At 71.2% G+C, this 24,645-nt stretch carries 23 protein-coding genes; 6 read left to right on the forward strand and 17 right to left on the reverse strand.

What is annotated here, in order from left to right; translation table 11 throughout:
* Positions 1–10: 10 nt before the first annotated feature.
* From AADR41_RS10425 to AADR41_RS10440, 4 genes are all read right to left on the reverse strand, one after another.
* Complete coding sequence (locus AADR41_RS10425; protein ID WP_342281050.1) at positions 11–226, reverse strand: MbtH family protein; 216 nt, start codon at positions 224–226, stop codon at positions 11–13.
* 280 nt (positions 227–506) lie between these two features.
* Complete coding sequence (locus AADR41_RS10430) at positions 507–1,160, reverse strand: response regulator transcription factor (protein ID WP_342281051.1); 654 nt, start codon at positions 1,158–1,160, stop codon at positions 507–509.
* A gap of 4 nt (positions 1,161–1,164) precedes the next feature.
* Positions 1,165–2,676, reverse strand: a complete 1,512-nt coding sequence (locus AADR41_RS10435; RefSeq protein WP_342281052.1) for a histidine kinase — start codon at positions 2,674–2,676, stop codon at positions 1,165–1,167.
* A 94-nt stretch (positions 2,677–2,770) separates the two neighbouring features.
* The gene (locus AADR41_RS10440; protein ID WP_342281053.1) at positions 2,771–4,120 is read right to left on the reverse strand and encodes a hypothetical protein; all 1,350 of its coding nucleotides are present in this window, start codon (positions 4,118–4,120) and stop codon (positions 2,771–2,773) included.
* A 374-nt stretch (positions 4,121–4,494) separates the two neighbouring features.
* On the opposite strand from AADR41_RS10440, the gene AADR41_RS10445 reads away from it, so the two are divergent.
* From AADR41_RS10445 to AADR41_RS10455, 3 genes are read left to right on the forward strand one after another with little or no spacing between them, the layout of a single operon-like run.
* Complete coding sequence (locus AADR41_RS10445) at positions 4,495–5,232, forward strand: FadR/GntR family transcriptional regulator (protein ID WP_342281054.1); 738 nt, start codon at positions 4,495–4,497, stop codon at positions 5,230–5,232.
* A gap of 52 nt (positions 5,233–5,284) precedes the next feature.
* Complete coding sequence (locus tag AADR41_RS10450; protein ID WP_342281055.1) at positions 5,285–6,481, forward strand: CynX/NimT family MFS transporter; 1,197 nt, start codon at positions 5,285–5,287, stop codon at positions 6,479–6,481.
* On the forward strand, positions 6,478–7,593 hold the full coding sequence (locus AADR41_RS10455) for a hypothetical protein (RefSeq protein ID WP_342281056.1): 1,116 nt from the start codon (positions 6,478–6,480) through the stop codon (positions 7,591–7,593). Before AADR41_RS10450 ends, AADR41_RS10455 begins: the two co-directional genes overlap by 4 nt.
* Before the next feature lie 152 nt (positions 7,594–7,745).
* On the opposite strand, the gene AADR41_RS10460 is transcribed toward AADR41_RS10455, so the two are convergent.
* From AADR41_RS10460 to sbnA, 8 genes are all read right to left on the reverse strand, one after another.
* On the reverse strand, positions 7,746–8,921 hold the full coding sequence (locus AADR41_RS10460; protein WP_342281057.1) for an FAD-dependent monooxygenase: 1,176 nt from the start codon (positions 8,919–8,921) through the stop codon (positions 7,746–7,748).
* Complete coding sequence (locus AADR41_RS10465) at positions 8,918–10,399, reverse strand: condensation domain-containing protein (protein WP_342281058.1); 1,482 nt, start codon at positions 10,397–10,399, stop codon at positions 8,918–8,920. Before AADR41_RS10465 ends, AADR41_RS10460 begins: the two co-directional genes overlap by 4 nt.
* On the reverse strand, positions 10,396–11,109 hold the full coding sequence (locus AADR41_RS10470; RefSeq protein ID WP_342281059.1) for a 2-hydroxychromene-2-carboxylate isomerase: 714 nt from the start codon (positions 11,107–11,109) through the stop codon (positions 10,396–10,398). The genes AADR41_RS10465 and AADR41_RS10470 overlap by 4 nt, the downstream gene beginning before the upstream one ends.
* Before the next feature lie 35 nt (positions 11,110–11,144).
* A complete protein-coding gene (fabG, locus tag AADR41_RS10475) occupies positions 11,145–11,888 on the reverse strand; it encodes a 3-oxoacyl-ACP reductase FabG (protein ID WP_342281060.1) in 744 nt (247 codons plus the stop codon).
* A gap of 56 nt (positions 11,889–11,944) precedes the next feature.
* Positions 11,945–13,039: a beta-ketoacyl synthase N-terminal-like domain-containing protein gene (locus AADR41_RS10480; protein ID WP_342281061.1), complete on the reverse strand. Its 1,095-nt coding sequence runs from the start codon at positions 13,037–13,039 to the stop codon at positions 11,945–11,947.
* Between the two features lie 35 nt (positions 13,040–13,074).
* On the reverse strand, positions 13,075–14,367 hold the full coding sequence (locus tag AADR41_RS10485; protein ID WP_342281062.1) for a beta-ketoacyl-[acyl-carrier-protein] synthase family protein: 1,293 nt from the start codon (positions 14,365–14,367) through the stop codon (positions 13,075–13,077).
* Entirely contained in the window at positions 14,364–14,627 is a 264-nt protein-coding gene (locus tag AADR41_RS10490) for an acyl carrier protein (RefSeq protein WP_124723093.1), read from the reverse strand. The genes AADR41_RS10485 and AADR41_RS10490 overlap by 4 nt, the downstream gene beginning before the upstream one ends.
* Positions 14,628–14,815: 188 nt before the next feature.
* A complete protein-coding gene (sbnA, locus tag AADR41_RS10495) occupies positions 14,816–15,865 on the reverse strand; it encodes a 2,3-diaminopropionate biosynthesis protein SbnA (RefSeq protein WP_259933427.1) in 1,050 nt (349 codons plus the stop codon).
* Between the two features lie 212 nt (positions 15,866–16,077).
* On the opposite strand from sbnA, the gene AADR41_RS10500 reads away from it, so the two are divergent.
* The 3 genes from AADR41_RS10500 (at position 16,078) to AADR41_RS10510 (ending at position 19,653) form a co-directional block, all read left to right on the forward strand.
* Entirely contained in the window at positions 16,078–17,691 is a 1,614-nt protein-coding gene (locus AADR41_RS10500; RefSeq protein WP_342281064.1) for a tryptophan halogenase family protein, read from the forward strand.
* An 86-nt stretch (positions 17,692–17,777) separates the two neighbouring features.
* Positions 17,778–18,314, forward strand: a complete 537-nt coding sequence (locus tag AADR41_RS10505) for a flavin reductase family protein (RefSeq protein WP_342281065.1) — start codon at positions 17,778–17,780, stop codon at positions 18,312–18,314.
* Positions 18,301–19,653 carry a cation:proton antiporter gene (locus AADR41_RS10510; protein ID WP_342281066.1) on the forward strand — a complete coding sequence of 451 codons (1,353 nt, stop codon included), beginning with the start codon at positions 18,301–18,303 and terminating at the stop codon, positions 19,651–19,653. The genes AADR41_RS10505 and AADR41_RS10510 overlap by 14 nt, the downstream gene beginning before the upstream one ends.
* Before the next feature lie 91 nt (positions 19,654–19,744).
* Here AADR41_RS10510 and trpD read toward each other — a convergent pair whose 3' ends face one another.
* The 5 genes from trpD to sbnB all read right to left on the reverse strand — a co-directional run bounded on the left by trpD (position 19,745) and on the right by sbnB (position 24,598).
* Positions 19,745–20,848: an anthranilate phosphoribosyltransferase gene (gene trpD / locus AADR41_RS10515; protein ID WP_342281067.1), complete on the reverse strand. Its 1,104-nt coding sequence runs from the start codon at positions 20,846–20,848 to the stop codon at positions 19,745–19,747.
* Positions 20,849–20,868: 20 nt separating this feature from the next.
* Positions 20,869–21,195 carry a hypothetical protein gene (locus AADR41_RS10520; RefSeq protein WP_342281068.1) on the reverse strand — a complete coding sequence of 109 codons (327 nt, stop codon included), beginning with the start codon at positions 21,193–21,195 and terminating at the stop codon, positions 20,869–20,871.
* Positions 21,196–21,386: 191 nt separating this feature from the next.
* The gene (locus AADR41_RS10525; RefSeq protein WP_342281069.1) at positions 21,387–22,019 is read right to left on the reverse strand and encodes an anthranilate synthase component II; all 633 of its coding nucleotides are present in this window, start codon (positions 22,017–22,019) and stop codon (positions 21,387–21,389) included.
* Positions 22,016–23,551, reverse strand: a complete 1,536-nt coding sequence (locus AADR41_RS10530; protein WP_342281070.1) for an anthranilate synthase component I family protein — start codon at positions 23,549–23,551, stop codon at positions 22,016–22,018. Before AADR41_RS10530 ends, AADR41_RS10525 begins: the two co-directional genes overlap by 4 nt.
* Positions 23,552–23,563: 12 nt before the next feature.
* Entirely contained in the window at positions 23,564–24,598 is a 1,035-nt protein-coding gene (gene sbnB, locus AADR41_RS10535) for a 2,3-diaminopropionate biosynthesis protein SbnB (RefSeq protein WP_342281071.1), read from the reverse strand.
* Between the last annotated feature and the right edge of the window lie 47 nt (positions 24,599–24,645).

The following is a 24,645-nucleotide window of genomic DNA, read 5'->3' on the forward strand; positions in this document are numbered from 1 at the left end:
GCCAGTTCGGTCAGGCGGCGGTGGCGTCCATGCGGCGGCGCAGGCTCAGCGGGCGCAGGTCGGTCCAGATCTCGGTGATGCGGGCGAGGCACTCCTCGCGGGTACCCTCGCTGCCCTCGGCGTGCCAGCCGGCCGGCAGGGCACGGTCGGCCCACCAGATCGAGTACTGCTCCTCGTCGTTGAGCACGACGCGGTACCGGGTCTCTTCGGTCTGCTGCTCGCTCATCAGTTCGACGCCCCTTTGTGTGGTCGGTTATGGCCATGTTTGAAGGGCGGCCTATCCGGGCCCTATGCCGGCCATGTATTCATCGGGCCGGGGCATGGGGGCGTTGTCCGTCCGGCGTTCCGGTGCCGGCTCCGGCCACGTCCACCGCACCGGCTACGAGCGCTGGGCCTCGGCCCGCTCGGGGATGCCCGGCCGGGCATCATGGACGCGGAGCGGCACATCAACGATCGAAGCGGTGCCTCAGCGGTCGGAACGCCATCTCAACGATCGGAACAGCGCCTCAACGATCCGTGAGCAGCCCGGCGTCGTGTGCGAGGACGGCGGCCTGTACGCGGTTGGCGCAGCCGGTGCGTGTGAGGATCCGGCTGATGTGCGCCTTGACCGTGCCGGCGCTCAGATACAGCTGATCGGCGATCTCGGCGTTGGACAGGCCCGTGCCGAGCAGTCGCAGGACATCCCGTTCGGCCGGGGTCAGCTCTTCGGTCCTGCGCAGAGCGGCCTCGGTGTCCCGTCCGGACTGTACGTGCCGCTCCAGCAGCCGTCGGGTGATCCGGGGTGCCAGTACGGGTTCCCCCCTCGCCGCGAGTTGCACGGCGCGGATCAGCTCGGTGGGGCCGGTGTCCTTGAGGAGGAACCCGCTCGCGCCGGCCCGCAGGGCGCGCGTCACGCGCGCCTCCTCGCCGAACGCCGTCAGCATCACGACACAGGTGCGGGGCGAGAGGCGGGCGATGTCCTCGGCGGCCGCGATTCCGTCACTGGTCGGCATCTGGATGTCGAGGAGGGCCACATCGATGTCCTGGGCGCGGCACGCCGCTGCGGCTTCCCGGCCATCGCCCGCCTCGGCGACCACTTCGATGTCCTCGGCGTTCTCCAGGATGAGCCGGATCCCGGCACGCATCAGCGCCTCGTCGTCGGCGACCAGGACTCGGATCATCAGCTCATCTTAGGGCTGCCGCCGTAAGCAGTACGACGAGGAAGCCCGCCGTCGGCAGGACCACGAGTGCTGCCACACAGCCCGATCCCAGGATGCGCGGCCAGGTCAGGATCTCGTCCGACAACGGGGCGCGAGATCCTGCCTGTCCGATGGGGCCGGAGCGCCTGGTGCTGCTGGACGGGAGACGGGCCGCGCCCAAGGGGGTTGCGGCAGAAGCACCCGGGAGCGCGGCGGATTCCAGGGGGCCGTCCCCTTGGACGGGCAGCCAGGCCGCCATGCGGAAACCGCCGTTCGTCAAGGCGCCCGCCTCGAATGTTCCTCCGAGCAACGAGATCCGCTCCTGGCAGCCGGCCAGCCCGCTGTGACTTCCCGCGTGGGAGCGATCCGGCGTGTGCGGCGCGTCGTTGGTGACAGACACCTCGATCCCGCTGCCCGTGCTCCTGACCTCCACCTTGGTGGGCGCACCGGACGCGTGCTTCAGCACGTTCGTCAGCCCTTCGCGGACCATTCGGTGAATCGCCTGACGCGTACGGAGGCCCACCTCGACCGTGTCGGGGACGGACCATGCCAACTCGACGGTGCTGCCTGTCCGCTGGGATTCCGTCACCAGAGCGGTGATGTCCTCACGCGTTCCCCTCTGCTCCCCGGGCCTGTCGTCCGACAGGGCCGGGTCCGCCAGGTCGGCGTGCCGCAGGACACCGAGGATCTCGCGCAGTTCGTCCATCGCCGTGCCGGCCGTCGTGCGCAGCAGATCGGCCTGCCCGGCGAGGGCGGGTGCCTGCCGCTCGGCAGCGAGTTCGAGCGCCCCCGCGTAGACGGAGATCAGGCTCAGCCGGTGGCCCAGGAGATCGTGCATCTCTCCCGCGATCCGCGTCCGTTCTTCCGTCCGGGCCGCCGCGGTGGTCAGCGTGCGGGCCTGTTCCAGGTAGGCGTTGCGCTCCCGCAGCAGGCTGACCAGGGGGCGCCGCCGCCCCAGCAGGCTCCCGGCCAGCGTGGGAAGCAGCAGAAGCAGTACCGCGGAGACCGCGGTGCCGGCCAGTTCCGACAGCAGGTCGTCGGACCGGACCAGGGCGCAGACGACGGTCAGGACGCCAACGGCGGCGCAGGCCGCCCCGGTGACCCGCCACGCACGCCTCGGCGGTGCGATGCGGCGGGCGGCGGACAGCACGATCAGCGGCACCACCGCCAGCGTCCACACGTTGGCACCCACGAACAGCAAGGAGGTACCCAGGACAGCGGCGGCCGGACGGCCGCGCCGAGCGGGGACGAGCAGCGCCGCCCACACCCCTTCCAGCACCGCCGACACCGGCCGTTCCGGGGGCACCAGCAGCAGCGGCATCAGGCAGAAGGCTGCCGCCAGGGCGCAGACCAGCGCCTCGGCGCCGACCGTACGGCGCTCGGCGGCACGCACCGCGGCCCGGCTCTCGGCCAGCTCGCGACGCGCCCACCGGGACACTCCGGTCAGCGCGCGTCCCAGCCGTACGGACAGGAGCAACGGCTCTGCTTCTTCGGGCACCCGACTCATTGATCACCCCTGCCCCGCCACCGTGGATCCCCGGGAGGAACGGTAGCCGCGGCGGTGGCGGTCGCCGCACGGCGGGGCCCGGGGGTCATGCGCCCAGCCCGAGACGCAGCTGCGCCCGCAACGCGGCGATGTCCACCCGGTCCGCAGCCAGCATCCGTACGACCGCGCCACCGGCCCCGGCCCCGGCGTCCGTGTCCGTGTCCCTGTCCGTGTCCGTGTCCGTGTTCCTGTCGGTCACTGTCGCTGTCGCCGTCGCCGTCGCCGAGTCGTCGAGCAGCGCGGACAGCAGGTGGACCGTTCCGACCGTGGGCGAACCGTGCTCGGCGGCGGACAGCCGCACGACCGCCATGATCCGGTCGGCGGCGGCGGACAGACGCGTCTCGGAGCCGTCGGGAACCGCAACGGAAACGAAATCGGTCGCCGAAGCCGAAGAGACCAGGGAGACCTGCCGCACGCCGTATCGGCGCAGCAGGGCCGGAGCAGCGTTGGCGTCCGCCAGACTCCCGGGCAGCGAGCGCCCGGCAACGGACAGCGCCCGGTCCAGGGCCAGTGTCCCCAGCAGGAGATCCACCGGCTCCGCCGCGGTGCGCCCGCACCGTACCGCTTGCCGCACGGCCTCGACGGTCACCGCGAACAGAACCGGTGAGCCGTTCTCCGAGGCCCCGGAGGTCCATGAAGTCAGCGCGCGGGTCAGGCGGTTTCCGCTCCTGCCCAGCGTTCCGGCCCGGCGGAGAAGGGTGACGCCGCGGGATTCCGGCCCCTCGTTCTCCGCTGCGGCACTCGCGTCCAGTGCGTCGAGCGCGGTCGCCGAGGCGGCCGTGTCCAGCCTCTGCAGCAACAGGGCTTCCCGTGCCCTGGTGTCCGGCAGGTCCAACAGGGCACGGGCCACGTGCCGGCAGCGCACCGAGATCGTCCCCTCGACGCGGGCCGCCCCGAGCGCGAGCAGCAGGCACGCGCGCATCGCCCCGGTCATCCCGGGCAACGCCCGACTGCTCTGCACGGCCGATCCGCGCGAACCGAGGCCGAAGCGCCACCGTGCCTCACGCCAGGCGGCGTCGACCTCCCTCTCGTCGGCTTCCTGATGGGATTCCTCATCGGCACCGGCGCCGCCTCCAGCACCAGCACTGGCACCAGCACCGGCCGGCACACTGCGCACCTCGTCGTCGCTCACCCAGCCGAGACCCGCCCGGCCGAAGATCATGCCGCTGAGCGAACCGGCCTTCCGTGTCCCCGGAGCGATCGCCCCGCCCGCCTCCGTGTCCCCCAGCACGAGCTCGCCCAGCAGAGTGTCCGTCCCCACGGCCGAGGACTCGCTCCTGACCGCCCGGCGCAACGCCTTCACCAGCAGGTCAATGACGTCCGGCTCGAACTCCGTGGTCACTCCGGCCACGGTCGTGGCGTCGGCGTGTGCTCCGGTCGTCCCTCGCTGGTCCATCGAACGTTCCCCTCGAAGCGTGGTGGCTTGGTCAACACGACGCTAGGCACGCCGCCACGACACCACATCGGCCGACCGGCCACGCTTCCGGTCCGATCGGCAGAGCGGGCTGCTGTCGGTCCTCGCCGAGGGGCGGTGCGACGGTCACTTCCGCTCCGAGCCGGACACCGGTCCCGCGCTCGGCGGGAGGCCGGTCGATGATCCGCCCCACTTGATCGTCCAGTGCTTGCCGAAGCCGACGCCGGCGGCGTCCGTCCCCGGAGATGTCGTCGCACATCGACATCAAAAGTGATGTGCGTCACACGTCTCTAGCTCGGTCGGCCGCCCGTGTGTTTCTCTACAGATGTTCAGATGTCCAACATTTGGAGGTCTTCATGGAGGGGTTGCGGCAGCCGCGCCGGGCGACGACGCTGGCAGCGCAGGTCGCCGACCAGTTGCGGGAGCAGCTGACGTCCGGGCGATGGCCGGTGGGCACGCGTATTCCGGGTGAGCAGGAGCTGGCCGACATGCTCCAGGTCAGCCGGAACACCGTTCGCGAAGCGTTGCGGGCGCTGATCCACCTCGGCCTGCTGGAGGCGCGTGTCGGCGACGGCACGTATGTCCGGGTGACCAGCGAGCTCGAAGCAGTCCTGCTGCGGCGCACGGCCACCACGCGGCCGGCGGACGTCCTGGAGCTACGGGCGGTGCTTGAGGAATACGCGGCCGGTCTGGCCGCTGAGCGCCGGTCGGAGGCGGATGCGGCACGACTCCGGGAGCTCCTGGTGGCGGCTCGCGAGAGCAACCGCTCCGGGTCGATGGCTCAGGTCGCGGCCGCCGACGGGGCTTTTCACCTCGCAATCGTGGAGGCCGGCGGCAACGAGCTGCTCATGGAGCTCTACGAACACCTGGGCAGCGCCCTGTCCGCCCTGCTGGCCGCGTTGCCGTGGGACGACGACGTCGCCGCCGAGCACGATCACTGGCACACCGCGCTCGTCGACGCGATCGGCGCCGGCGACGCGGTCGCTGCCCGGTACGCAGCGTCCATGCTGGTGCGGGTGACCGGCCGACTGAGCGCGGACATCGTCGCCGAGCAGGCCGGTGCCGCTGGGACCGGTCGTCATGCGGGTGAATGATCCGCGCGACCTGTCGGACCAGGTGAGGGCCGCAGCGCCGAGTGGGCCGTCCATGGTGTGGCTACTGGTCGGCGTCGTCCTCGTCGCAGCGAATCTGCGTGCCGCCCTGACCGGGGTGGGTCCGCTGCTTCCCGGCATCGAGGCATCGACCGGACTGTCCGGCACATGGACAGGACTGCTCGGAGCCCTGCCACTGCTCACGTTCGCCGCCACTTCGCCACTGGTCGGCCGGACCGCGCACCGCTACGGCGCGTCACGCGCCCTGGTCACCTCGCTGGCCGTGCTGACGGCCGGGCTGCTCATACGCTCCGTGCCGGGCGTGCCGTTCGTGTTCGTCGGAACGGTGGTGATCGCGGCCGCGATCGCCTACGGCAATGTGCTGCTGCCCTCCGTCATCAAGAGCACTGTGCCGGAAGACCGCATAGGGCAGGTGACCGGCCTCTATGTCACCGCGATGGGCCTGCTGGCCGCCGTCTCGTCCGGGATCTCGGTGCCCATGGCCGACCATCTGCCAGGCGGCTGGCGCACCGCGCTGGGGGTCTGGGCCGCATTGGCTGTGCTGGCCTTCGGGTTCTGGGTACCGCTCTGGAGGCGTACCGGCGCCGCGGCGGCAACCCCTGCCGGGCGAGAGCGCATCCCCTGGCGTTCCCCCTTGGCCTGGCAGGTCAGCGTGTTCATGGGGCTGCAATCCCTCGGTTTCTACACCACGATCGCCTGGCTGCCGAGCATCGTGCACGACCACGGAGTGGGAGAGGCCGCCGCCGGCTGGCAGTTGTTCCTGTACCAGATCGTCGGCCTGGTAGCCAGCAGTGCGCTTCCCGTGTTCGCCCGCCGCTGCAAGGATCAACGACTCCTGGCGGCGGCTGCCTCGGCGATCGTCGCGCTGGGTTTCGCGCTGCTGGCCGTGGCCCCCCAACTGGCCGTCGTGTCCAGCGTCCTCACGGGCCTGGGCGGCGGAGCGTGTCTGGTACTCGCCCTGGCTTTCCAGAGCCAGCGGGCGGCAGACGCCTCGCAGGCGGCGGCGCTGGCCTCGATGGCCCAGTCCGTCGGCTACCTCGTGGCCGCCGTCGGTCCACTCCTCCTCGGCGCACTGCACGAACTCACCGGCGGATGGACGCTCCCCCTGATGCTGCTCGTCGCGCTGACGCTCGCCCAGGCCGTCGTCGGCGCCGGCGCCGGCCGCGACCTGCGCCTGAAGTCCACTTCCCGACCTACCCCAACCGCACGGATCGGAGACTCACCGTCATGACCACGATCGCGCCCTTCAGTTACCTGGACACGCCGACGGCCGCGCCGCTGTCGATCACCGAGCTGATGCCCGGCGTCTACAACCTCCTGGAATACGCCGCGGTCACCGCGGGCGAGCAGGTGCTGGTCCTCGCCGAGCACGGCACCGATCCGGTGGTCATCCAGGCCATCACGGCGGCGGCCGCCTACCGCAACGCCGAGGTGCACGTGCTGTCCATACCGCCGATCAGCGCCGGCGGGTGGGATCGCTCGACGCCCTCACCGCTGCCGTCCGCGGCTCATGCCGCCGCCGACGTAGTGATCTCGCTGACCTGGTGGGGGGAAGTGCACACCACCCGCCTGTTCTTCGACGAGATCGCGAAACAACGCGCCCGGTTCGTCTCCCTGCACCAGACGGCCACGGCGTCGGCCCTGTCGACCGGTGCCCGGTTCCCGCTCGAACTGTACTTCGCGCTGGAGACCAAGGCGTACGCCCGGATCGGCGCAGCACAGGAGATCAGGGTCACGACCGCGCTGGGCACCGACGTGACCTTCCAGGCCTTCACCACCCCGGGTCACCCGAGTGCCCCCCTCACCGCCGGCATGTGGCGGCCCTTCCCCTACGGAGGCGCCAACTTCTACCCCGACCGGACGGACGGTGTGGTCGTCGTCGAGGAATCCACCGTCACCGGCGTCCCCGCCGAGCGGACCACCCTGGAGCTGGAGAACAACCGCGTCACCGCCATCCACGGCGGCACGGCGGCCGCCGAGCTGCTGCGCTACGCGCCGGACGGCTACTACATGCGCCACGCGCTCATCGGCATCAATCCCAAGGTCCGCTCGGCAGGCGGTACGCAGTTCGAACGCGAGAAGCACGCCGGCGCCTTCTACTTCGGCCTCGACGGCCTGACCCCGCAAGGGGCAGTCGACCGCACGGGCCCCGGCCACGCACACTGCGACTGCCAGTTCGACCAGCCCACCATCACCCTCGACGGCCGGCCCTTCGTCGACAACGGCTGCCTTCTGCTCCTCGACGACCCCGAAATCCGTGAGCTGGCTGGGAAGTTCGGCCCGGCCGACATCCTCCTCGATCCCAATCCCCGTCTCGTCCTGCCGGCTCGCCACAGCCGCTGACCGACCGTGGGCAACCCGGGCGGACGAGCCGCCGGGGCTGCCCCCACTACGCAGTGCCACGTACTCGATGGGATGTCCGGGGCCCCTGGCGCGGGGAGAGCGCCAGGGGCCCCTGTCCAGTGGGACGGCTGGGACGGTGTCTCTGCCGTGCGTCAGGCCGCCTGGGGAAGACGGCCCCGCGTCCCGTCCAGGGCCGCCTCGACGTCATGGTCGAGGACCCAGTCGACGCTCTCGGCGTCGATGCGGCGGTTCGCGGCGGCGTCCTTCGGCTGCTGCCCGGTGCGCGAGCCCAGCTGCACGCGGGTGGTGTGCGGGCGGCGCGCCTCCTCGTAGCGGCGCAGTGCGGCGGCGATGCCGTCCGCGCCGGGCGCCGCCCCTTCGAGGCAGACGGCGAGTGCCACGGCGTCCTCCACGGCCTGGTTGGCGCCCTGCCCGTGGTGCGGGAGCATCGGGTGGGCCGCGTCGCCGAGCAGGGTGGTGCGGGCGGTGCTCCACCGCGTCAGCGGCTCGCGGTCGTACAGCGCCCAGCGGCGCACCTCGCCCGCCGCGTCGGCGAGCGCGCGCACGGCCGGGTCCCAGCCCGTCAGGACGGCGTCCAGGTCGGTGCGGTCGCCCGCGCTGGTCCACGACTCGGCGGCGCCTTCGGCGGCCGGGGTCACCACGACGTAGGTGAACTGCCGGCCCCCGGCGACCGGGTAGAGCAGGACGCGCGCGGTGGGGCCCGCGTACATGTACATCAGCGCGGGGTCCAGGTCCGGCAGGTCGGCGGCGGCGACCACACCGCGCAGGGCGCTGTTGCCGGAGTAGACCGGGGCGTCGTCGCCCGCGACCGCACGCCGGACCGCCGAGTGCACCCCGTCCGCGCCGATCAGCACGTCGGCGTGGGCGTCGGTGCCGTCCGCGAAGTGCAGGACGACCCCGTACACGGTCTCCTCGAACCGGACGAGTTCCCTGCCGGTGTGCACCCGCTCGGCGGGAACCCGCGAGGACAGCATCCGGTGCAGGTCACCGCGGTGCACGGTGTAGTACGGGGCGCGGAACCGCTCCTGCCACGCCTCGCCCATCTCCTGGCGGGCCACGGTGGCGCCGTTGTGGAAGGCCCGGACCTCCAGGGCCTCGGGGCGCACCGCGCACCGCTCCAGCTCCGGTCCGAGGCCCAGTCGTTGGAGCAGTCGGGTGCCATTGGGGCCGAGGTGCATGCCGACGCCCTGCTCGCGCAGCTCCTCTCCCCGCTCGTAGACCTGGACGTCCAGGCCCCGGTGGTGCAGTGCGGCGGCGGCCGTCAGACCGCCGAGTCCCGCACCCACGATCGCGATGCGCATGGTCATCGGTGTTCCCAGGAGTTCTCGAAGGATTCGAAGTCGTCGAAGTCGGAGAAGTCCGCGAAATCGGCGGCGTCGTCGAATGAGGTGGTGCCGAGGGCGAGCAGCGCGGCCGTCTCGTCCTGTCCGGCCAGTTCCACGTCGCCGGTCCGGGTGTCCGGGTCGGCGACGGCCGCGGCGAGCATCCGCTCGTAGCCGTCCGCGAACCGCTCGACCGTGGCCCGGTCGAGCAGGTCGGTGTCGTACGAGAAGACGGCGGTGACACCGTCGGGGGTCTGCTCGATGCGCAGCAGCAGGTCCAGCTGGCCCTCCTGCTGGGGTACGTCGATCAGGGCGATGTCCAGCCCCTTGTACGCCACGGACGGGCCGATGACCTGCCCTGGCGGGACGTTGGGCACCGGCGGGTCCATCCGGTCCATCTGGACCAGGAACAGCGCGGTGCGGAAGACGGTGGCCTGCGGGAAGGCCAGGGCGCAGGGGTAGCGGACGTTGACCATGCCCCGCATCACCCGCTCGCCGGCCAGCGCGGCGGTGCTCCGGAAGGTGCTGGTGGCGTCGAACTCGGCCCGTACCGGCATGGTGTTGAGGAAGCAGCCGATCACGTCCCGCTGCGCCTTGCCCATCCGGCTGGTCGCGGGCACCCCGAGGACGAATTCCTCCTGGCCGGTCCAGCGGTGGGTGAGCGCCTGGAAGACGCCGAGCAGATAGGCGAACGGGGTGACTCCCGCGCCGTTGGCCGCCGCGTCGAGTCCCTGGGCGGTGGCCGGGGCGAGCGCCCGGACCACGGTGCCGCCCCGGAGCGAGCGCACGACGGGTCGCGGCCGGTCCAGCGGGAGTTCCGCGGCGGGCGCCCCGGCGACCGACTCGCGCCACCGGTCCGCGCCGCGCCGACCCGCCTCGGAGGCGATGTGGCGCAGTTCCTCGGCGGCGTGGTCGGTGTACGAGCCGGGGATGGGCCGCCAGGCCGGCGCGGTGCCGGTGGAGGTGCCCGCGTAGGCGTCGAGCAGGTCGCGGACGAGCAGCCAGCGCGAGGTGAAGTCGCTGACGATGTGGTGGGCGGCCGTCACCAGCGCCCACTCGTTGTCGGAGCGGCGCAGCAGGACGACCCGGAAGGCGCCGGACTCCAGGCGGAAGGGGCGGGCGCCCGCCTCCTCCGCGGCCTGTTGCAGTCCCTCCTCGTCGATGGCGTCGAGGTCCCTGAACTCCATGCGGACCAGGGCCCGTTCGGCGGCGGTGCGGACCGGGGTGCCGTCCTGCTCGGTGAAGACGGAGCGCAGCAGTTCCTGCCGGTCGCCGACGGCGGTGACCGCCTCGGCCATGGCGGCCGGGTCGACGGGTCCGCGCAGCAGCAGCGGCATCACGATGTTGTAGGAGGCGCTTGCGGGTGCGACCCGGTACGCGGTCCACATCGCTTCCTGGATGGCGGTCAGCGGCAAAGTTCCCTCGGCCGTGGCGCGCTCGTCGGTACCGGTCACGGTGTTCATCCGCAGCCTCCCGCGTGGCTCATGTCGGTGGTCCGGCCGGCGGCCGGGACGGCGGGCGGCTCGGTGGTGGCCGCGGGGACGGTGGCGGGGCCGAAGGACGCGGCGAAGTCGGCGACGCGGTCCAGGCCCCAGTACGGCTCGCTGCCGTTGATGAAGTACGGCACGCCGAAGACGCCGTCGCGGTGCACGTCGAGCAGCGCCCGTACGCCCTGTTCACGCACCAGTGGGTGGTGGGGGGCCTGGTCGACCTCCGCACCGTCCAGACCGATCTCCTCGGCCAGTTCGCGCACCACGTCCGGGTCGCAGATGTCGCGCCCCTCCAGCCAGCGGGCCCGCCCGGCCCGCTCGACCCAGGTGCGGCCGAGCCCCTCGCGCTCGGCGAGGAACCAGGTCAGGTGGGCCGGCTCCCACCAGGGCTTGCGGTCCACCGGCCAGGTCAGCGCCAGGCCGCGGTCGGCGGCGAGCCTGCGCACGTCGCGCAGGATGTAGAACTGCTTGGCCCTGGACATCGGGTGGAACGGGAACTCGGCGCCGGGCGAGGTCTCGGCGAGCAGCTTCTCGCTGGTCGGGTCCGGCTCCCAGAACGGACGCCACTCGACCCGGTCGAGCAGCTCCGGGTGGTCGCGCTCCAGGTCGGCGAGGGCGAAGAAGTTGTAGGGGCTGCGCAGGTTGAAGTAGAACCGGGGCGGCTTGGTGGTGCGGGCGGTCATGGCGAACTCCTTGGGATGACGGGAGGACCGGGGTGTCAGACGACCAGGCCGCCGTCGATGGAGAAGACCTGTCCGGTGATGTAGGAGGCGCGGTCGGAGGCGAGGAACGCCACCAGCTCGGCGACCTCCTCGGGCTCCCCGAACCGGCCGAGCGGGATGCTCCTGGTCATGTCCTTGGCGTACTTCTCGGAGAGTCCGCCGGTCATGTCGGTACGGATGAAGCCGGGGGCCACGGTGTTGGCGCGCAGTCCGGCCCGGCCGCCCTCCTTGGCGAGGGCCCTGGTGAAGCCGATGATCCCGGCCTTGGAGGCGGAGTAGTTGGTCTGTCCGGCCTGCCCCTGGGCCGCGACCGAGGAGAGGGTGATCACGGTGCCCCGGCGGCGCTTCATCATCGGGAAGACGAGTGCCCTGGCGAAGTTGTACGTGCCGTCGAGGTTGGTGCGCACCACGGCGTCCCAGTCGTCGTCGGCGAGTGTGGCCAGGTTGCTGTCCCGGACGATCCCGGCGGCGGTGACGAGGGTGTCGACCGGGCCGAGGGTGTCCTCGGTCTCGGCGACGAAGGCGCGCACCGCGTCCCGGTCGGTGACGTCGACGCGGCCGGCCAGTGTCCGGGCCCCGTGCTCCCGGGCCGATTTCGCGGCGAGCTCGGCCGCTTCCGCCCGGGACTGGTAGCACAGGGCCACGTCGTATCCGTCGCGGGCCAGGACCTCCACGACGGAGCGCCCGATGCCGCGCGATCCACCGGTGACGAGCGCTACCGGTCTCGGAGTGTCGGACATGGTGCGTGGCCTTTCTGCGAGTGCTGCGCGGGAAGTGGGGAACGTGCGGTGGCGGCTCAGCCGAGGCGGAGCAGGGCCGCGCCGACGGTGCCGTCCCGGTCGACGGCGGTGACCAGGGCGAGCCGGTCCACCAGCTCCGGGCGGGCGGCCGACTCGGCGAGTACGGCGGCGAGCTGGAAGGCCGCGCCGGCCGCGGTGGCGTCGCCGATGAGGGGGCGGACCGCGAGGTGGGGCGCGGCGAGGCCGTCCAGTGCTGCCGCCTCCTCCTTGCCGAAGACGCCGGGCGGGGTGCCGGGGGCGACGAGCGCGATGTCGTCGGCGGTGGCACCGGCGGCGGCCAGGACCTCGTCGATGCAGTTCCGCAGCACGACGGAGGCGCGGCCGGTGCTCCGGAAGGCCCGGAACCGGCAGCCGAGGACGGTGGCGAGGACGGTGCGTCCGCTGTCGCGGGCCGCCGCCCCGCTCTCCAGGAGGAAGAGCGCCGCGCCCTCGCCGAGCGGTTCGGCGGCGCTGCCGCCGTGGTCGGCGACCTGCTCCAGCCGGGCGCGCTGTACGGAGAACTCCTCGGCGGCGCCCGCCAGGAGTGCGGTGGCGTGTCCGCCGCGCAGCAGCCGGGAGGCGTAGTTGAGGGCGAGCAGCCCGGTGGCGGCGCCGCCGGAGACGGTGACGTTGGGGCCCTTGAGCGTGTGCCGGATGGCGCTCTGCCCGGTGGGGCAGTTCATCACGGTGTTGGGGAACCTGGCGGGGTCGACCAGGTAGGGCGCCTTTCCGGTGAGCGCGTCCCGGGTGAAGTCCATGATCGACTGGACGCTGCCGGAGGTGCCGAGCACCAGGCCGGTGCTCTCGGGGTCGGCGGCGAGGCCGGCCCCGTACTCCTCCAGGAGCATGCCGACGGTGGTGGCGGCGATGGCGGTGACCCGGTCCATGGAGCGGGTGCCCTTGCGGCCGAGGACGGCCTTGATGTCGAAGCCGGGTATGAGCCCGGCCTCTTCGTATGGCACCGGCCACTGCTCGCTGTCCAGGGCGGCGACGGCGCGCCGTCCCTCGCGCAGTCCGGCCGTGAACCCGTCCCGGCCCAGCCCGTACGGGGAGGACACAGCCCAGCCCGAAACGACCAGGTCATGCGCGGTGGTGACCGCGTCGGCTGACATGCCGTTCAACTCCTCTCAGGCCGCGTCGGGCCGGTTCAGGCCGCCGCTGTCGCGTCGGCGGGCAGGGTCTCGGCCGCGTTCTCGTCCCAGTGGCCGAGCATCAGTACGGCGTTGTTCCCGCCGAAGGCGAGGCCGTTGTTCTGCACGACCCGCAGCCGGGCCTCGACCGCCTCGTTGGGTACGCAGTCCACCGCGCACTCCGGGTCGGTCGTGCGGTGGTTGATGGTGGGCGGGATGAAGCCCTCCCGCAGCGCCAGGGAGCAGGCCGCGGCGGCCAGCGCGCTGGCGGCGCCCATGGTGTGGCCGATCATCGACTTGATCGACACGGTGCGCGGCAGTTCGTCGCCGAAGACCTGCCGGATCGCGCCGACCTCGGTGACGTCGTTGGCCTTGGTGCCGGTGCCGTGCGCCGAGATGAAGTCCACGTCGGACGCCTCGATGCCGGCGTTGCGGTGGGCGGCGGTGATGCAGCGTGCGATGGAGTCCCGGTCGGGCGCGACCGGGTGGCTCGCGTCGCAGGACAGCCCGTACCCGAGGACCTCGGCGTAGATGCGGGCGCCGCGCCCCAGCGCGGACTCCAGGGACTCCATCAGGAGGATCCCGGCGCCCTCGCCGGTCAGGATGCCCTGCCGGTCGGCGTCGAAGGGGCGGCACACGTCGGGTGCGATGGTGCCGAGCCGGTAGAAGCCGGTGAACGTCTTGCGGCACAGCGCGTCGGCCCCGCCGCAGAGCGCCATCTCGACGTCCCCGGAGCTGATCGCGTCGTAGCCGGAGCCGACCGCGTAGTTGCCGGCCGCGCAGGCGGTGGGGACGGTGACCGTCTCCACGTCCTCCAGGCCGAGTTCGCGGACGATGCCGGCGGAGAGCCGGCCGGGCCACACCCGGCGGGCGACGGTGGCGTCGAGCCGGTCCTCGCCCTCGGTGACCTGAAGGCCGATCAGGTGGTCCAGGTCGCGGGACTCGCCGTCGGTGGTGCCGACCGAGACCAGGGTGCGCCTGGCCCGTACGTCGTCCTCGGTGAGTCCCGCGTCCGCGACCGCCATCCGGCTGCCGGCCACCGCGAACTGCGCGGCCCGGCCGAGCTCGTCGGCCGCCATGTCGCGCAGCCACTGCTCGGGGTCGAAATCGGTGATCTCGCAGGCGTTGGAGTACGCGAATCCGGTGGTGTCGAAGGCGCCGATCGGTTTGGCGCCGCTGCGCCCGGCCCGCAGGCCGTCGGCGAAGGCGTCCACCCCGGTGCCGATGCTGGTCACCACGCCGAGCCCGGTGATCACCACCCGGTGCCGGGGGGCCGTGCGCGGCGCCGTGCCGCCCGTCGCTCCGTTCACTTTCCCTCGGCCTCCGCGACCACGGCGTACACGCCCGCCAGGTTGACCATGCGGCTGAGCTCTGCCTGCTCCAGGACGAGACCGAAGTTGCGCTCCATGGAGGCGAGGATCTCGATGGTGCGCAGGGAGTCGGCGTCGTGCTCCTCCTTGAAGAGGCTGATGTCGGTGACCTCGTCGAGTTCGAGTTCGAGGATGTCGCAGACGATCTCCTTGATCTCGGCCTTGCGCTCGGTGCTGAGGTCGGCGATCTGGGTGGTCATGTGGTGCCTCCGGGGCTCGGTTCGGGATTTCTCGGTTCGGGATTTCTCGGGTCTCGGGAGCTGTTCACTAAAACTGTTCGCCGGAACTTTTCACTGGAGCTGTTCACTGGAGCTGTTCGCCGGAACTGCTCGCCGGAACTGCTCGCCGGAACTGCTCGCTGATGAGGAAATCCTGCGGTGACGCGCTATTACTGGGCTATATCGGCCAGTTGGCCCACGAACCCGGCGTCCGACGGCCCGTCCCACAGGTGGGCGACGTCCCCGAAGTGCCGCTGCACCCAGGTGTCGTCGTAGATCGTGTCGAGGTAGCGGTCGCCGCCGTCGGGCAGCACGATCACCACATTGGAGCCGGGCGGTATGCCGGGGGCGAGCCGGGTCAGGGCCGCGACGACCGCGCCCGACGAGCCGCCGGCCAGGATCGCCTCGCGGCGCACCAGGGTGCGGCAGCCCACCACGCAGTCCAGGTCGCCGACGTGCACCACCCGGTCGGCGTCGGCCCGCCGCAGCAGCTTCGGCGCGACGGACGCGCCGTGGCCGGGCACCAGACGGGCGCAGTCGACGGGTGAGTCGAAGAGCACGCTGCCGAGGGCGTCGACCGCGTTGACGGTGGTGCCGAGGCCGTGCCGGCGGATGTACTCGGCGCAGCCGCCGAGCGTGCCGCTGGTGCCGGCGGCCACAACGAGCTGGTCGACCTTGCCGTCGAGGGCTTCGGCGATCTCCCCCATCGTGGTCTCGTGGGCCCGCCGGTTGAGCGGGTTGGCGTACTGGTCGGGCCAGTAGGCGTCGGGGGTGGTGGCCACGAGTTCGGCGACCCGGTGCAGCCGGGCGGACAGCAGTTCCCCGGTGGCCGGATCGGGCTCGCTGATGATCTCGACCTCGGCCCCGTAGGCCCGCAGGATCGCGATGTTCTGCCGGGTGGTGCGGGTGTCCACCACACAGACGAGCCGCAGGCCGTAGTAGCCGCAGATCTGCGCGAGCCCGATCGCGAGGTTCCCCGAGCTGGACTCGATGACCGTCGAACGGCCCGGGACGAGCTCCCCGGACCGGATCTTCGTGGCCACCATGTTCAGCGCCGAGCGGTCCTTGACACTACCGCCGGGATTGAAACGCTCCACCTTGGCGAACACCCGCGAGGTGAACCCCGGCATCAACCGTTCGAGCTCTACGAGCGGGGTTCCTCCCACAGTGGAAAGGATGCCTTTCAGCCCCGTCTCCGGCTCCCGTTCTGTGCGCGCCATGTGATGCGGCCATCCTCTGCTGGGAGATACGAGTGTGGAATCAACAGGTCCCAGGCTGTGCCTGCGCGCTATACGCCCTCCATAAATCCCGACGCCCAGCAATCTCATTCGGCCTTTTCCGCCGGGTTATAGAAGTGCCGTAGGGAGGCTGCCGATTCTGGCCATCCCCACAGTTCCGACACCACAACTTCGGCCAGAAGAGGTAATTCGATATGACGGACACCTCCCCCGCAACAGAAAACGCCATCAAGAAGGTCGTGATCCTCGGCGGCGGTACGGCCGGCTGGATGACCGCCGCCTATCTCGGCAAGGCTCTCCACAGCACGGTCGACGTCACGGTCCTGGAGGCGCCGAGCATTCCGCGTATCGGTGTGGGCGAGGCCACCGTGCCCAATCTGCACCGTGTGCTCTTCGACTTCCTCGGAATCGAGGAGGAGGAGTGGATGCGCGAGTGCAACGCCAGTTACAAGATGGCGGTCCGCTTCATCAACTGGCGTACTCCGGGCAAGGGCCAGAGCAGTCCGCGTGAGCTCGACAAGGGCGGCCCGGACCACTTCTACCACCCGTTCGGCATCAGCCCCGAGCACGACAACATTCCGATGTCGCACTACTGGTTCAAGAACAAGTTCGAGGGCAGGACGGACGAGCCGTACGACTACGCCTGCTTCCGTGAGGCGCCGCTGATGGACGCCAAGAAGTCGCCGCGGCACCTGGACGGCACCTCCCCGACCCGGTACGCGTGGCACTTCGACGCGGCGCTCGTCGCGGACTTCCTGCGCCGGTTCGCCACCGAGAAGCAGGGCGTGAACCACGTCCAGGACGAGATGACGCGGGTCGAGAAGGACGAGCGGGGCTTCGTCAAGGCCCTGCACACCAAGGAGGGCCGGGTCCTGGACGCGGACCTGTTCGTGGACTGCTCCGGCTTCCGCAGCCTGCTGATGAACCAGGCGATGGAGGAGCCCTTCGTCGACATGAGCGACCAGCTGCTGTGGGCCCCCGCGGTCGCCACCGCGGTGGCGCACGACGACGACGCCAACGGCATCGAGCCGTACACCTCGGCGATCGCGATGTCCTCCGGGTGGTCCTGGAAGATACCGATGCCGGGCCGCTTCGGCACCGGCTACGTCTACTCCAGCCGCTTCACCACGCAGGAGGAGGCCACCGCCGAGTTCTGCGAGCTGTGGGGCCTGGACCCGGAGACCACCGAGTTCAACCACGTGAAGTTCCGGGTCGGCCGCAACCGCCGCGCCTGGGTGAAGAACGTCATCGGCATCGGTCTTTCCAGCGCCTTCCTGGAGCCGCTGGAGTCCACCGGTATCTACTTCATCACCGCCGCGGCCTACCAGCTGGCCAAGCACTTCCCGGACAAGACGTTCAACCAGGCCCTGGTAGACAACTTCAACAAGGAAATCGAGGTGATGTTCGACGACACCCGCGATTTCATCCAGACGCACTTCTACTTCGCCCCGCGCACCGACTCGCCCTTCTGGCGCGCCAACAAGGAGCTGAAACTCCCGGCCAGCATCCGCGAGAAGATCGACGCGTACAAGGCGGGACTTCCGGTCAACCCCGCAGCCACGGACGACACCACGTACTACGGGAACTTCGAGGCCGAATTCCGCAACTTCTGGACCAACGAGCGCTATTACTGCATCTTCGCCGGCCTCGGTCTGGAGCCGGACGCTCCGCTGCCGATCCTCTACCACAAGCCGGAGTCCGTGGCCGCCGCGCAGGCCATGTTCACCCAAGTCAAGAAGGAGCAGCAGGAACTCCTCAACTCCCTGCCGAGCACCCACGAGGCGCTCCGTCGGCTGCACGCCAAGTAGTCGTGCCGCACCGCGTCGCCCGACAGCCGGTACTCCTCTCCGGCCGGCTGCCGGGCGCGCGGCACACGTCTTCGACAGGAGAAACCATGACCGACTGGCCCGTTCCGGAAACCGACATACGCCCGCTGATGGGCAGTTTCCCCTCCGGCGTCTCCGTGGTGACGACGCTCGACGCCGACGGCACGCCCCGCGGGATGACCTGCAGCTCACTGACGAGCGTGGCGCTCTCCCCGCCGACACTCGTGATCTGCCTGCGCACGGCGAGCCCCACCACCGAAGCCGTACTCGCCGGCGGGCAGTTGGCGCTCAACCTGCTGCACGAGGGGGCGCACGCCACCTCCGACCTCTTCGCCTCCGGCAACCCCGACCGGTTCACACTGAGCGAGTGGCGGCTGCCACTGGGCGCGGGCGGCCCGCATCTGACGGAGGCCGCGCACGCCATCGCCGACTGCACGGTGGTCGGTACGCGGGAGGTCGGGGACCACACCACGGTCTTCGCCCAGGTACGGCGGTTCACCGCCGAGGAGTCCGCCCAGCCGCTGCTGTACGGGCGGCGCCGCTACGCACGCTGGTCGGACGCCACGGCGACCGCCAGGGAAGGAGCCGGCCGTGTCGGCACATGACCCCCTGCCCGATCTCCTGATCGCCGTCCCGGTGGTCATCCTGGTGTGCCAGGCGGGCGCCCAGCTGTTCCGCAGGTTCGGCCAGCCGCCGGTCATCGGCGAGATCACCCTCGGCATCATGCTGGGGCCGTCGCTGCTGGGCTGGATCTCGCCCGCGGCACAGGCCTGGCTGTTCCCCGACTCGGTGCTGCCGTACATCGGTGCCCTGGGCAACATCGGCCTGCTGGCCTTCATGTTCCTGATCGGTCTCGAACTGGATCTCGGCACATTGCGCGGCCATCGCGGGACCGCGGTCGCGGTCAGTCAGACGAGCATCGTGCTGCCGCTGCTCCTCGGCTCGCTGCTGGCATTCGCGATGTTCGGCTCGTTCGCGCCGCCGGGCGTGGGCCGGTTGCCGTTCGTGCTGTTCATCGCCGTGTCGATGAGCGTCACCGCGTTCCCCGTGCTCGCCCGGGTGCTCACCGACCGGGGCCTGGTCGGCACTCGGATCGGCTCGCTGGCCATGGCGTGCGCCGCGGTCGACGACGTGACCGCCTGGTGCCTGCTGGCGGCGGTGGTCGCGGTGTCGACGAGCGGTTCGCCGGTCGAGGCGCTGACGACGGCGGCGCTCGCCGCGGTCTTCCTCGCCGTCATGGTCTGCGCACTGCGTCCGCTGCTCGCCCGCTGGACCGAGCGGGCCGAGCGGACAGTGGACGGTGTAGTCCTCGTCGTCCTCTTCAGCGGCCTGTGCCTCTCCGCACTGGCCACCGACCGGATCGGTGTGCACGCCCTGTTCGGCGCCTTCGTCTTCGGCCTGGTCACTCCGCGGGGGTCCATGGTCATCGAACGCTGCACGGCACGGCTGCGGGCATTCTCGGTCCCGGTGCTGCTGCCGCTGTTCTTCGTCTCCACCGGGCTGAACACCGATGTCTCGCTGCTCGGCGGCGACCCGGTCCAGTGGCTGTGGGCGCTGGCGATCCTCACCGTCGCGATGCTCGGCAAGTGGGGCGGGAGCACGGCCGGCGCCCGGCTCGCGGGTCAGTCCTGGCGCGACTCCCTGGCGATCGGGGCGCTGATGAACTGCCGGGGCCTGACCGAGCTGGTGGTGCTGAACCTGGGGCTCGAACTCGGTGTGATCGGGCCCGATCTGTTCACCATGCTGGTGCTGATGGCGCTGATCACCACGGGACTCACATCGCCGGCCCTCTCCCGGATCCGGCGCGAGAAGCTCCGCGGGTCCGTGCGGACGGCGTCCGGGCCGCCGGCCCCCGACGGCACGAAGCCGGCCGCGGCCGGCGGGGCGAACCCGGAACGGGACCAGGAGCGGGAGCAGGCTCTGGAACCCACTTCCGCCCGGTGACCGCGCGGACGCGCCATGGCCGTACCCACCGGTCTCCCGGGAGGTACCGCCATGGCGCCGTCCACGATCCGTACCCGCCCCGAGTACCCGGTCACGCCGCCGTCGCGACCCGGGCGACCGGGGCTTCGACGACCGGTGCGCACGGGGCCGAAGTGGCCCGTACCCACCGTTCGAGGGTGTCGGCCGCGGCGCCGGAGTCGATCGCCCGGCCCGCCGCTTCCACCGCCCAGCCCAGCCTTTCGGTGACGGTACGGCCCCCGGTCGGTTCGCCCGCCACGAGCGCGGCGCCCGCGGAGAGCAGCACCGCGTCCCGCACCGGTCCGCGCTCGCCGTCGAGGATCCGCCGGGCGACGGCCGCGTTGTACGCGGCGTCCTCCCCGCGCAGTGCCGCCTGCGGTGCGAGCGCGATCCCCACGTCGCGCGGGTCGAACCGTTCCTGCCGGATGTCGCCGTCGTCCACGGTCAGCACGGTGGACGTGGTGGTGACGGTGAGCTCGTCGAGCCCGTCGTCGCCCCGGAAGACCAGGCCCCGGCCACCGGCCCGGGCCAGTGCTCCGGCGATCAGCGGCAGCAGCCGGGCGTCGGCGACCCCGACCGCCTGGGCGGTGGGTGCCGCCGGATTGGTCAGCGGGCCCAGCGCGTTGAAGACGGTCGGGATGCCGAGCTGTTTGCGCGGCCCCGCCGCGTGGCGCATCGCCGGGTGGAAGTCCGGCGCGAAGCAGAAGGTGATGCCCGCCTCGTCGACCACGGCGGCGATCCGCTCGGGCGGCAGCCGCAGGGTGACGCCCAGTGCTTCCAGTACGTCGGCGGAGCCGGAGGCCGAACTCGCCGCACGGTTGCCGTGCTTGACGACCCGTGCCCCCGCTCCCGCCGCGACGATCGCGGACATCGTGGAGATGTTGACCGTGTGTGCCCCGTCGCCCCCGGTGCCCACCACGTCGACGGTCCTCCCCGGCACGTCGATGTGTACGGCATGGGCCAGCATCCCGTGTACGAGCCCTTCGAGCTCGCCCACGGTCTCGCCCTTGGCCCGCAGGGCCACCAGGAAGCCGGCGATCTGTGCGTCGGTCGCGCGGCCCCGCATCACCTGGTCCATCACCCAGGCGGTGTCGACGGCGGTCAGATCCCGGCCGTCGAGCACCTGCCCCAGCAACGGGGGCCAGGAGCGGTCCTGTTCGGGTGTCGTGGCGCTCACTGGTCTTCTCCTTCTTCGGGTCAGGCGCTCGGCGCCGGGTGCCACGGGTCGTCCAGCGTCGGTCCCTGGGCGGCCACGGGGCTCGGGTGCCACGGGTCGTCCGGCGTCGATGCCTGGGCGGCTGCGGGGCTCGGGTGCCACGGGTCGTCCAGTGTCGAAGCCTGGGCGGCCACCGGGCTCGGGTGCCACGGGTCGTCGAGCGGCGTGGCGGCGGCAGTGGTGTAGGAGCCGACGCGGTCCGCCCAGCCGGCCTCCGAGACGGTCTGCACGGTGGCGAATATCGCCGCACCGGCGAGCGTCACGACTACGGTCTGCTGGATCTTCCCGGTGATCGCATTGAGCTTCATGATTCCTTTTCCCCCTATGAACTGTTGCGGTTCGTTCCGACATCCAGAACATTAGGAAGGACCTGTTTCGAATCATTATCACAGGGACTTCCGCCCATCAGACGCAGCAATATATTTGATATAACCGCTGATCAGCGCCATACGGACGTGAATATTCCAGCCATCCCGAGGGTGTGGACGGGGGGCTGATCTCAATTTCCGACCGATCCCGCAGGCGAGTTCCGCATATCGGTCTCCTCCCGTGCGGGGCCGACCCGGCGGGCGGCCGTCAGAAAGTTGTCCAGGAGCCGCAGACCGCCGACGGTGGTGATGGACTCGGGGTGGAACTGCACCCCTTCCACGGCCAGCGTGCGGTGTCTCAGCCCCATCACATAGCCGTCGTCCTGGGCGTGCGCGGTGGCGATCAGCGGGGGCGGCAGCGGTTCGTCGGCGATCAGCGAGTGGTAGCGCGTGGCGGTCATCACCGGCTCCAGCCCTTCGAACACCCCCGCACCGTCGTGGCGTACGAGGCTGGTCTTGCCGTGCTTGAGCCGCTCGGCGACCGTGACCCGGCCCCCGTACGCCAGGCAGATCGCCTGGTGGCCCAGGCAGATGCCGAGCAGCGGTACGGACCCGGCGAAGGTGCGCACCAGCTCCACGTGGCCCGAGTCGGCCGCGTGGCCCGGCCCCGGGCCGAGGACCACCGCGTCGGGCCCCAGGCCGGCGAGCTGCTGCGGGGTGCGGGTGTGCGACCTTACGACGTCGGTGTCGGCGCCCAGGGTGCGCAGGTACTGGTCGATGATGTGGGTGAAGCTGTCGTACGCGTCGACGAGCAGGACCTTCACGGCAGCAGCTCCTCACCGGTCAGCGCCCAGTAGGCCGCGCCCATCTTGTGCAGGGTCTCGCGCCACTCGGCCCCGGGGGACGAGTCGGCGACGATGCCCGCGCAGCTCTGGGTGGAGTAGGTGCCGCTGCGGCCGTCGTGCACGATCGTGCGGATGCACAGGGCGAGTTGGCTCCAGCCGCGCAGGTCGACGAGGCCGACGGCGCCCGCGTACATGCCGCGCGGCTCGCTCTCCAGCTCCTCGATGATCTCCATCGCGCGGATCTTGGGCGCCCCGGTGACGGTGCCCGCCGGGAAGGTGGCGCGCAGCACGGACCAGGTGTCGTCCTCGGGGGCGAGGGTGCCCTCGACGGTGGAGACGAGGTGGAAGACGTGCGAGTACGTCTCGACGGTCATCAGGCCGTGTGCCTCCAGCGTGCCGGGCAGGCAGACCCGGCCGACGTCGTTGCGGCACAGGTCGACGAGCATGACGTGCTCGGCCCGTTCCTTCTCGTCGGCGACGAGCCGGGCGACCCGGGCCTCGTCGACGCCGGGGTCGCCGCTGCGCGGCGCGGTTCCGGCGATGGGCCGCATGACGACCTTGCCGCCCTCGGTGCGGAAGAGCACCTCGGGGCTGGCGCCGATGACGGTGCGTCCGTCGCGCGGGACGAGGTACATGTACGGAGACGGGTTGCGGCCGCGCAGCCGCCGGTAGACCTCGAAGGGTTCGAGGCCGGATTCGACGTCGATGCGGTGGCCGATCTGGATCTGGTAGATGTCGCCGACGCCGATGTGTTCCAGGCAGCGCCTGGCCCGCGCGAGGAAGGTCTGCTCGTCGCAGGTGTCCTGTACGGAGCGCGGCCGGGGCGCCTCGGGCAGGACCTCGGGGACCGGGCCGACGGCGGCGACCGCCCGGACGGTCTCCTCGGTCAGGTCGAGGGGGGCCGGGTCGGGGAAGGCTTCGCTGTGCGCGGTGAGTCTTCGTACGGTGCCGGGTTCCGGGCCGTACCAGACGGTCTCGCGGAACAGGCCGAGCACGATGTCGGGTTCGTCGTGGTCCCGGTCGCCCCGTTCGGGCAGGGTCTCCATGTGCCAGGCGGAGCCGTAGCCGAAGGTGGCGAGGAAGCCGAAGGCGTAGCTGTCGTGCGGGCGGCTCGTCTCCACGGTGAACAGGTCCTGGACGGCGCGCAGCAGTTGCCAGACCTGGTCGCCGTGGAGGAGACCGCGTTCGTTGCCGGGCCGGGGGGCGAGGCCGAGGCCGTCGGCGGCCGCGAGGGCCGCGGCGACGACGGTTTCGGCGCCGCCGACGGAGATCCGGTCGGCGTGCACCCGGATCTCGGCGAGCAGTCCGTGGCCGACGACGGTGGCCCCGGGGGACTGTCCGGGGCCCTCGCGGCTCTCCAGCAGGAAGACGTCGTGCGCCGACTGTTCGCGCAGTGCGGCGTACAGGTCGAGCGGTTCGTGCCGGGCGAGGGCGGTCTCCTCCACCCGTACGGTGATGGGGCCCGGGCCGGGCCCTGCGGGCCGGGGCGGGCTGTCGAGCAGAGTGGTCACTGTCGTCTCATCTCAGCCGTATCGGCGCATCTCGTGGAAGAAGTCGTCCACGACGGCGAGTCGGCCGTCGGCGCGCAGGGTGTCGTAGATGTGTCTGCCGACCGCGAGGTCCAGTACGCCGAGCCCGAAGGGCGAGAAGACGACGGGCCGGTCGTCGGGGATCTTCAGCTCGCCGGTGAGCACGTCGTACAGGGTGCCGTCGATGAACTCCCGGTTCCCGCTGAGCTGTTCGGCGAGGTGCGGGGAGGTGTCGGCCTTGAGGCAGTGGTCGATGTCGTCGACGACGTTGGTGGCCGCGAGGATGACCTCGGGCGACAGGTCGCGCAGCGACACGTGCAGGACCAGCGGGTTGTGGGTGAACCATGCCGGGTCGGTCACGTGCGGGGCGCCGGCGACGGTGGCGAAGACGACGACGTCGCTGGAGCGGATCAGCTGTTCGGGGCCGGTGTGCAGGGTGACCGTGCCGTTGTCGCCCTCGCGCTCCAGGTGTTCGGCGAAGCCCCGGGCGTGCTCGTCCGACAGGTCGTACACCCCGGTCTCCTCGAAGCTCCAGCCGGTGCCGGCGAGGTACTGGTGGATGAACCGGGCGATCAGGCCGGTGCCGAAGAAGCCGATCCGGCGCGGCCGGTCACGCCCTTCGGTGAGCCGGTCCGCGGCGAGCGCCGCCGAGGCGGCGGTGCGGGCCGCGCTGATGATGGAGCTCTCCAGGCAGGCCAGCGGGTAACCGGTGGCCGGATCGTTGAGGATGAGCACTGCGGAGGCCCGGGGGATCCCGGCCGCCACGTTCTCGGGGAAGCTGGAGATCCATTTGATGCCGTCGACCGGTGCGTCGCCGCCGATCGAGGCGGGCAGGGCGATGATGCGTGAGGCGGGGCGGTCGGGGAACCGCAGGAAGTAGGAGGGCGGGTTGACCGTGTCACCACCGCCGTGCACGCGGTAGGCCGACTCGATCAGCCGGACCACTTCCTCGTGCCGGCCGTCGAGGACTCGGTGCACCTGTGCGCCGGGGATCACGGCGAACGAGGGCACCCCGGGGGTAGGCGGCATCACAGACTCCACAGCTCTCGGGAAACCGAATTTCTGTGACGACGCTA

It is taken from the genome of Streptomyces sp. CLV115, assembly GCF_038448545.1.
Lineage (GTDB): Bacteria > Actinomycetota > Actinomycetes > Streptomycetales > Streptomycetaceae > Streptomyces > Streptomyces sanglieri.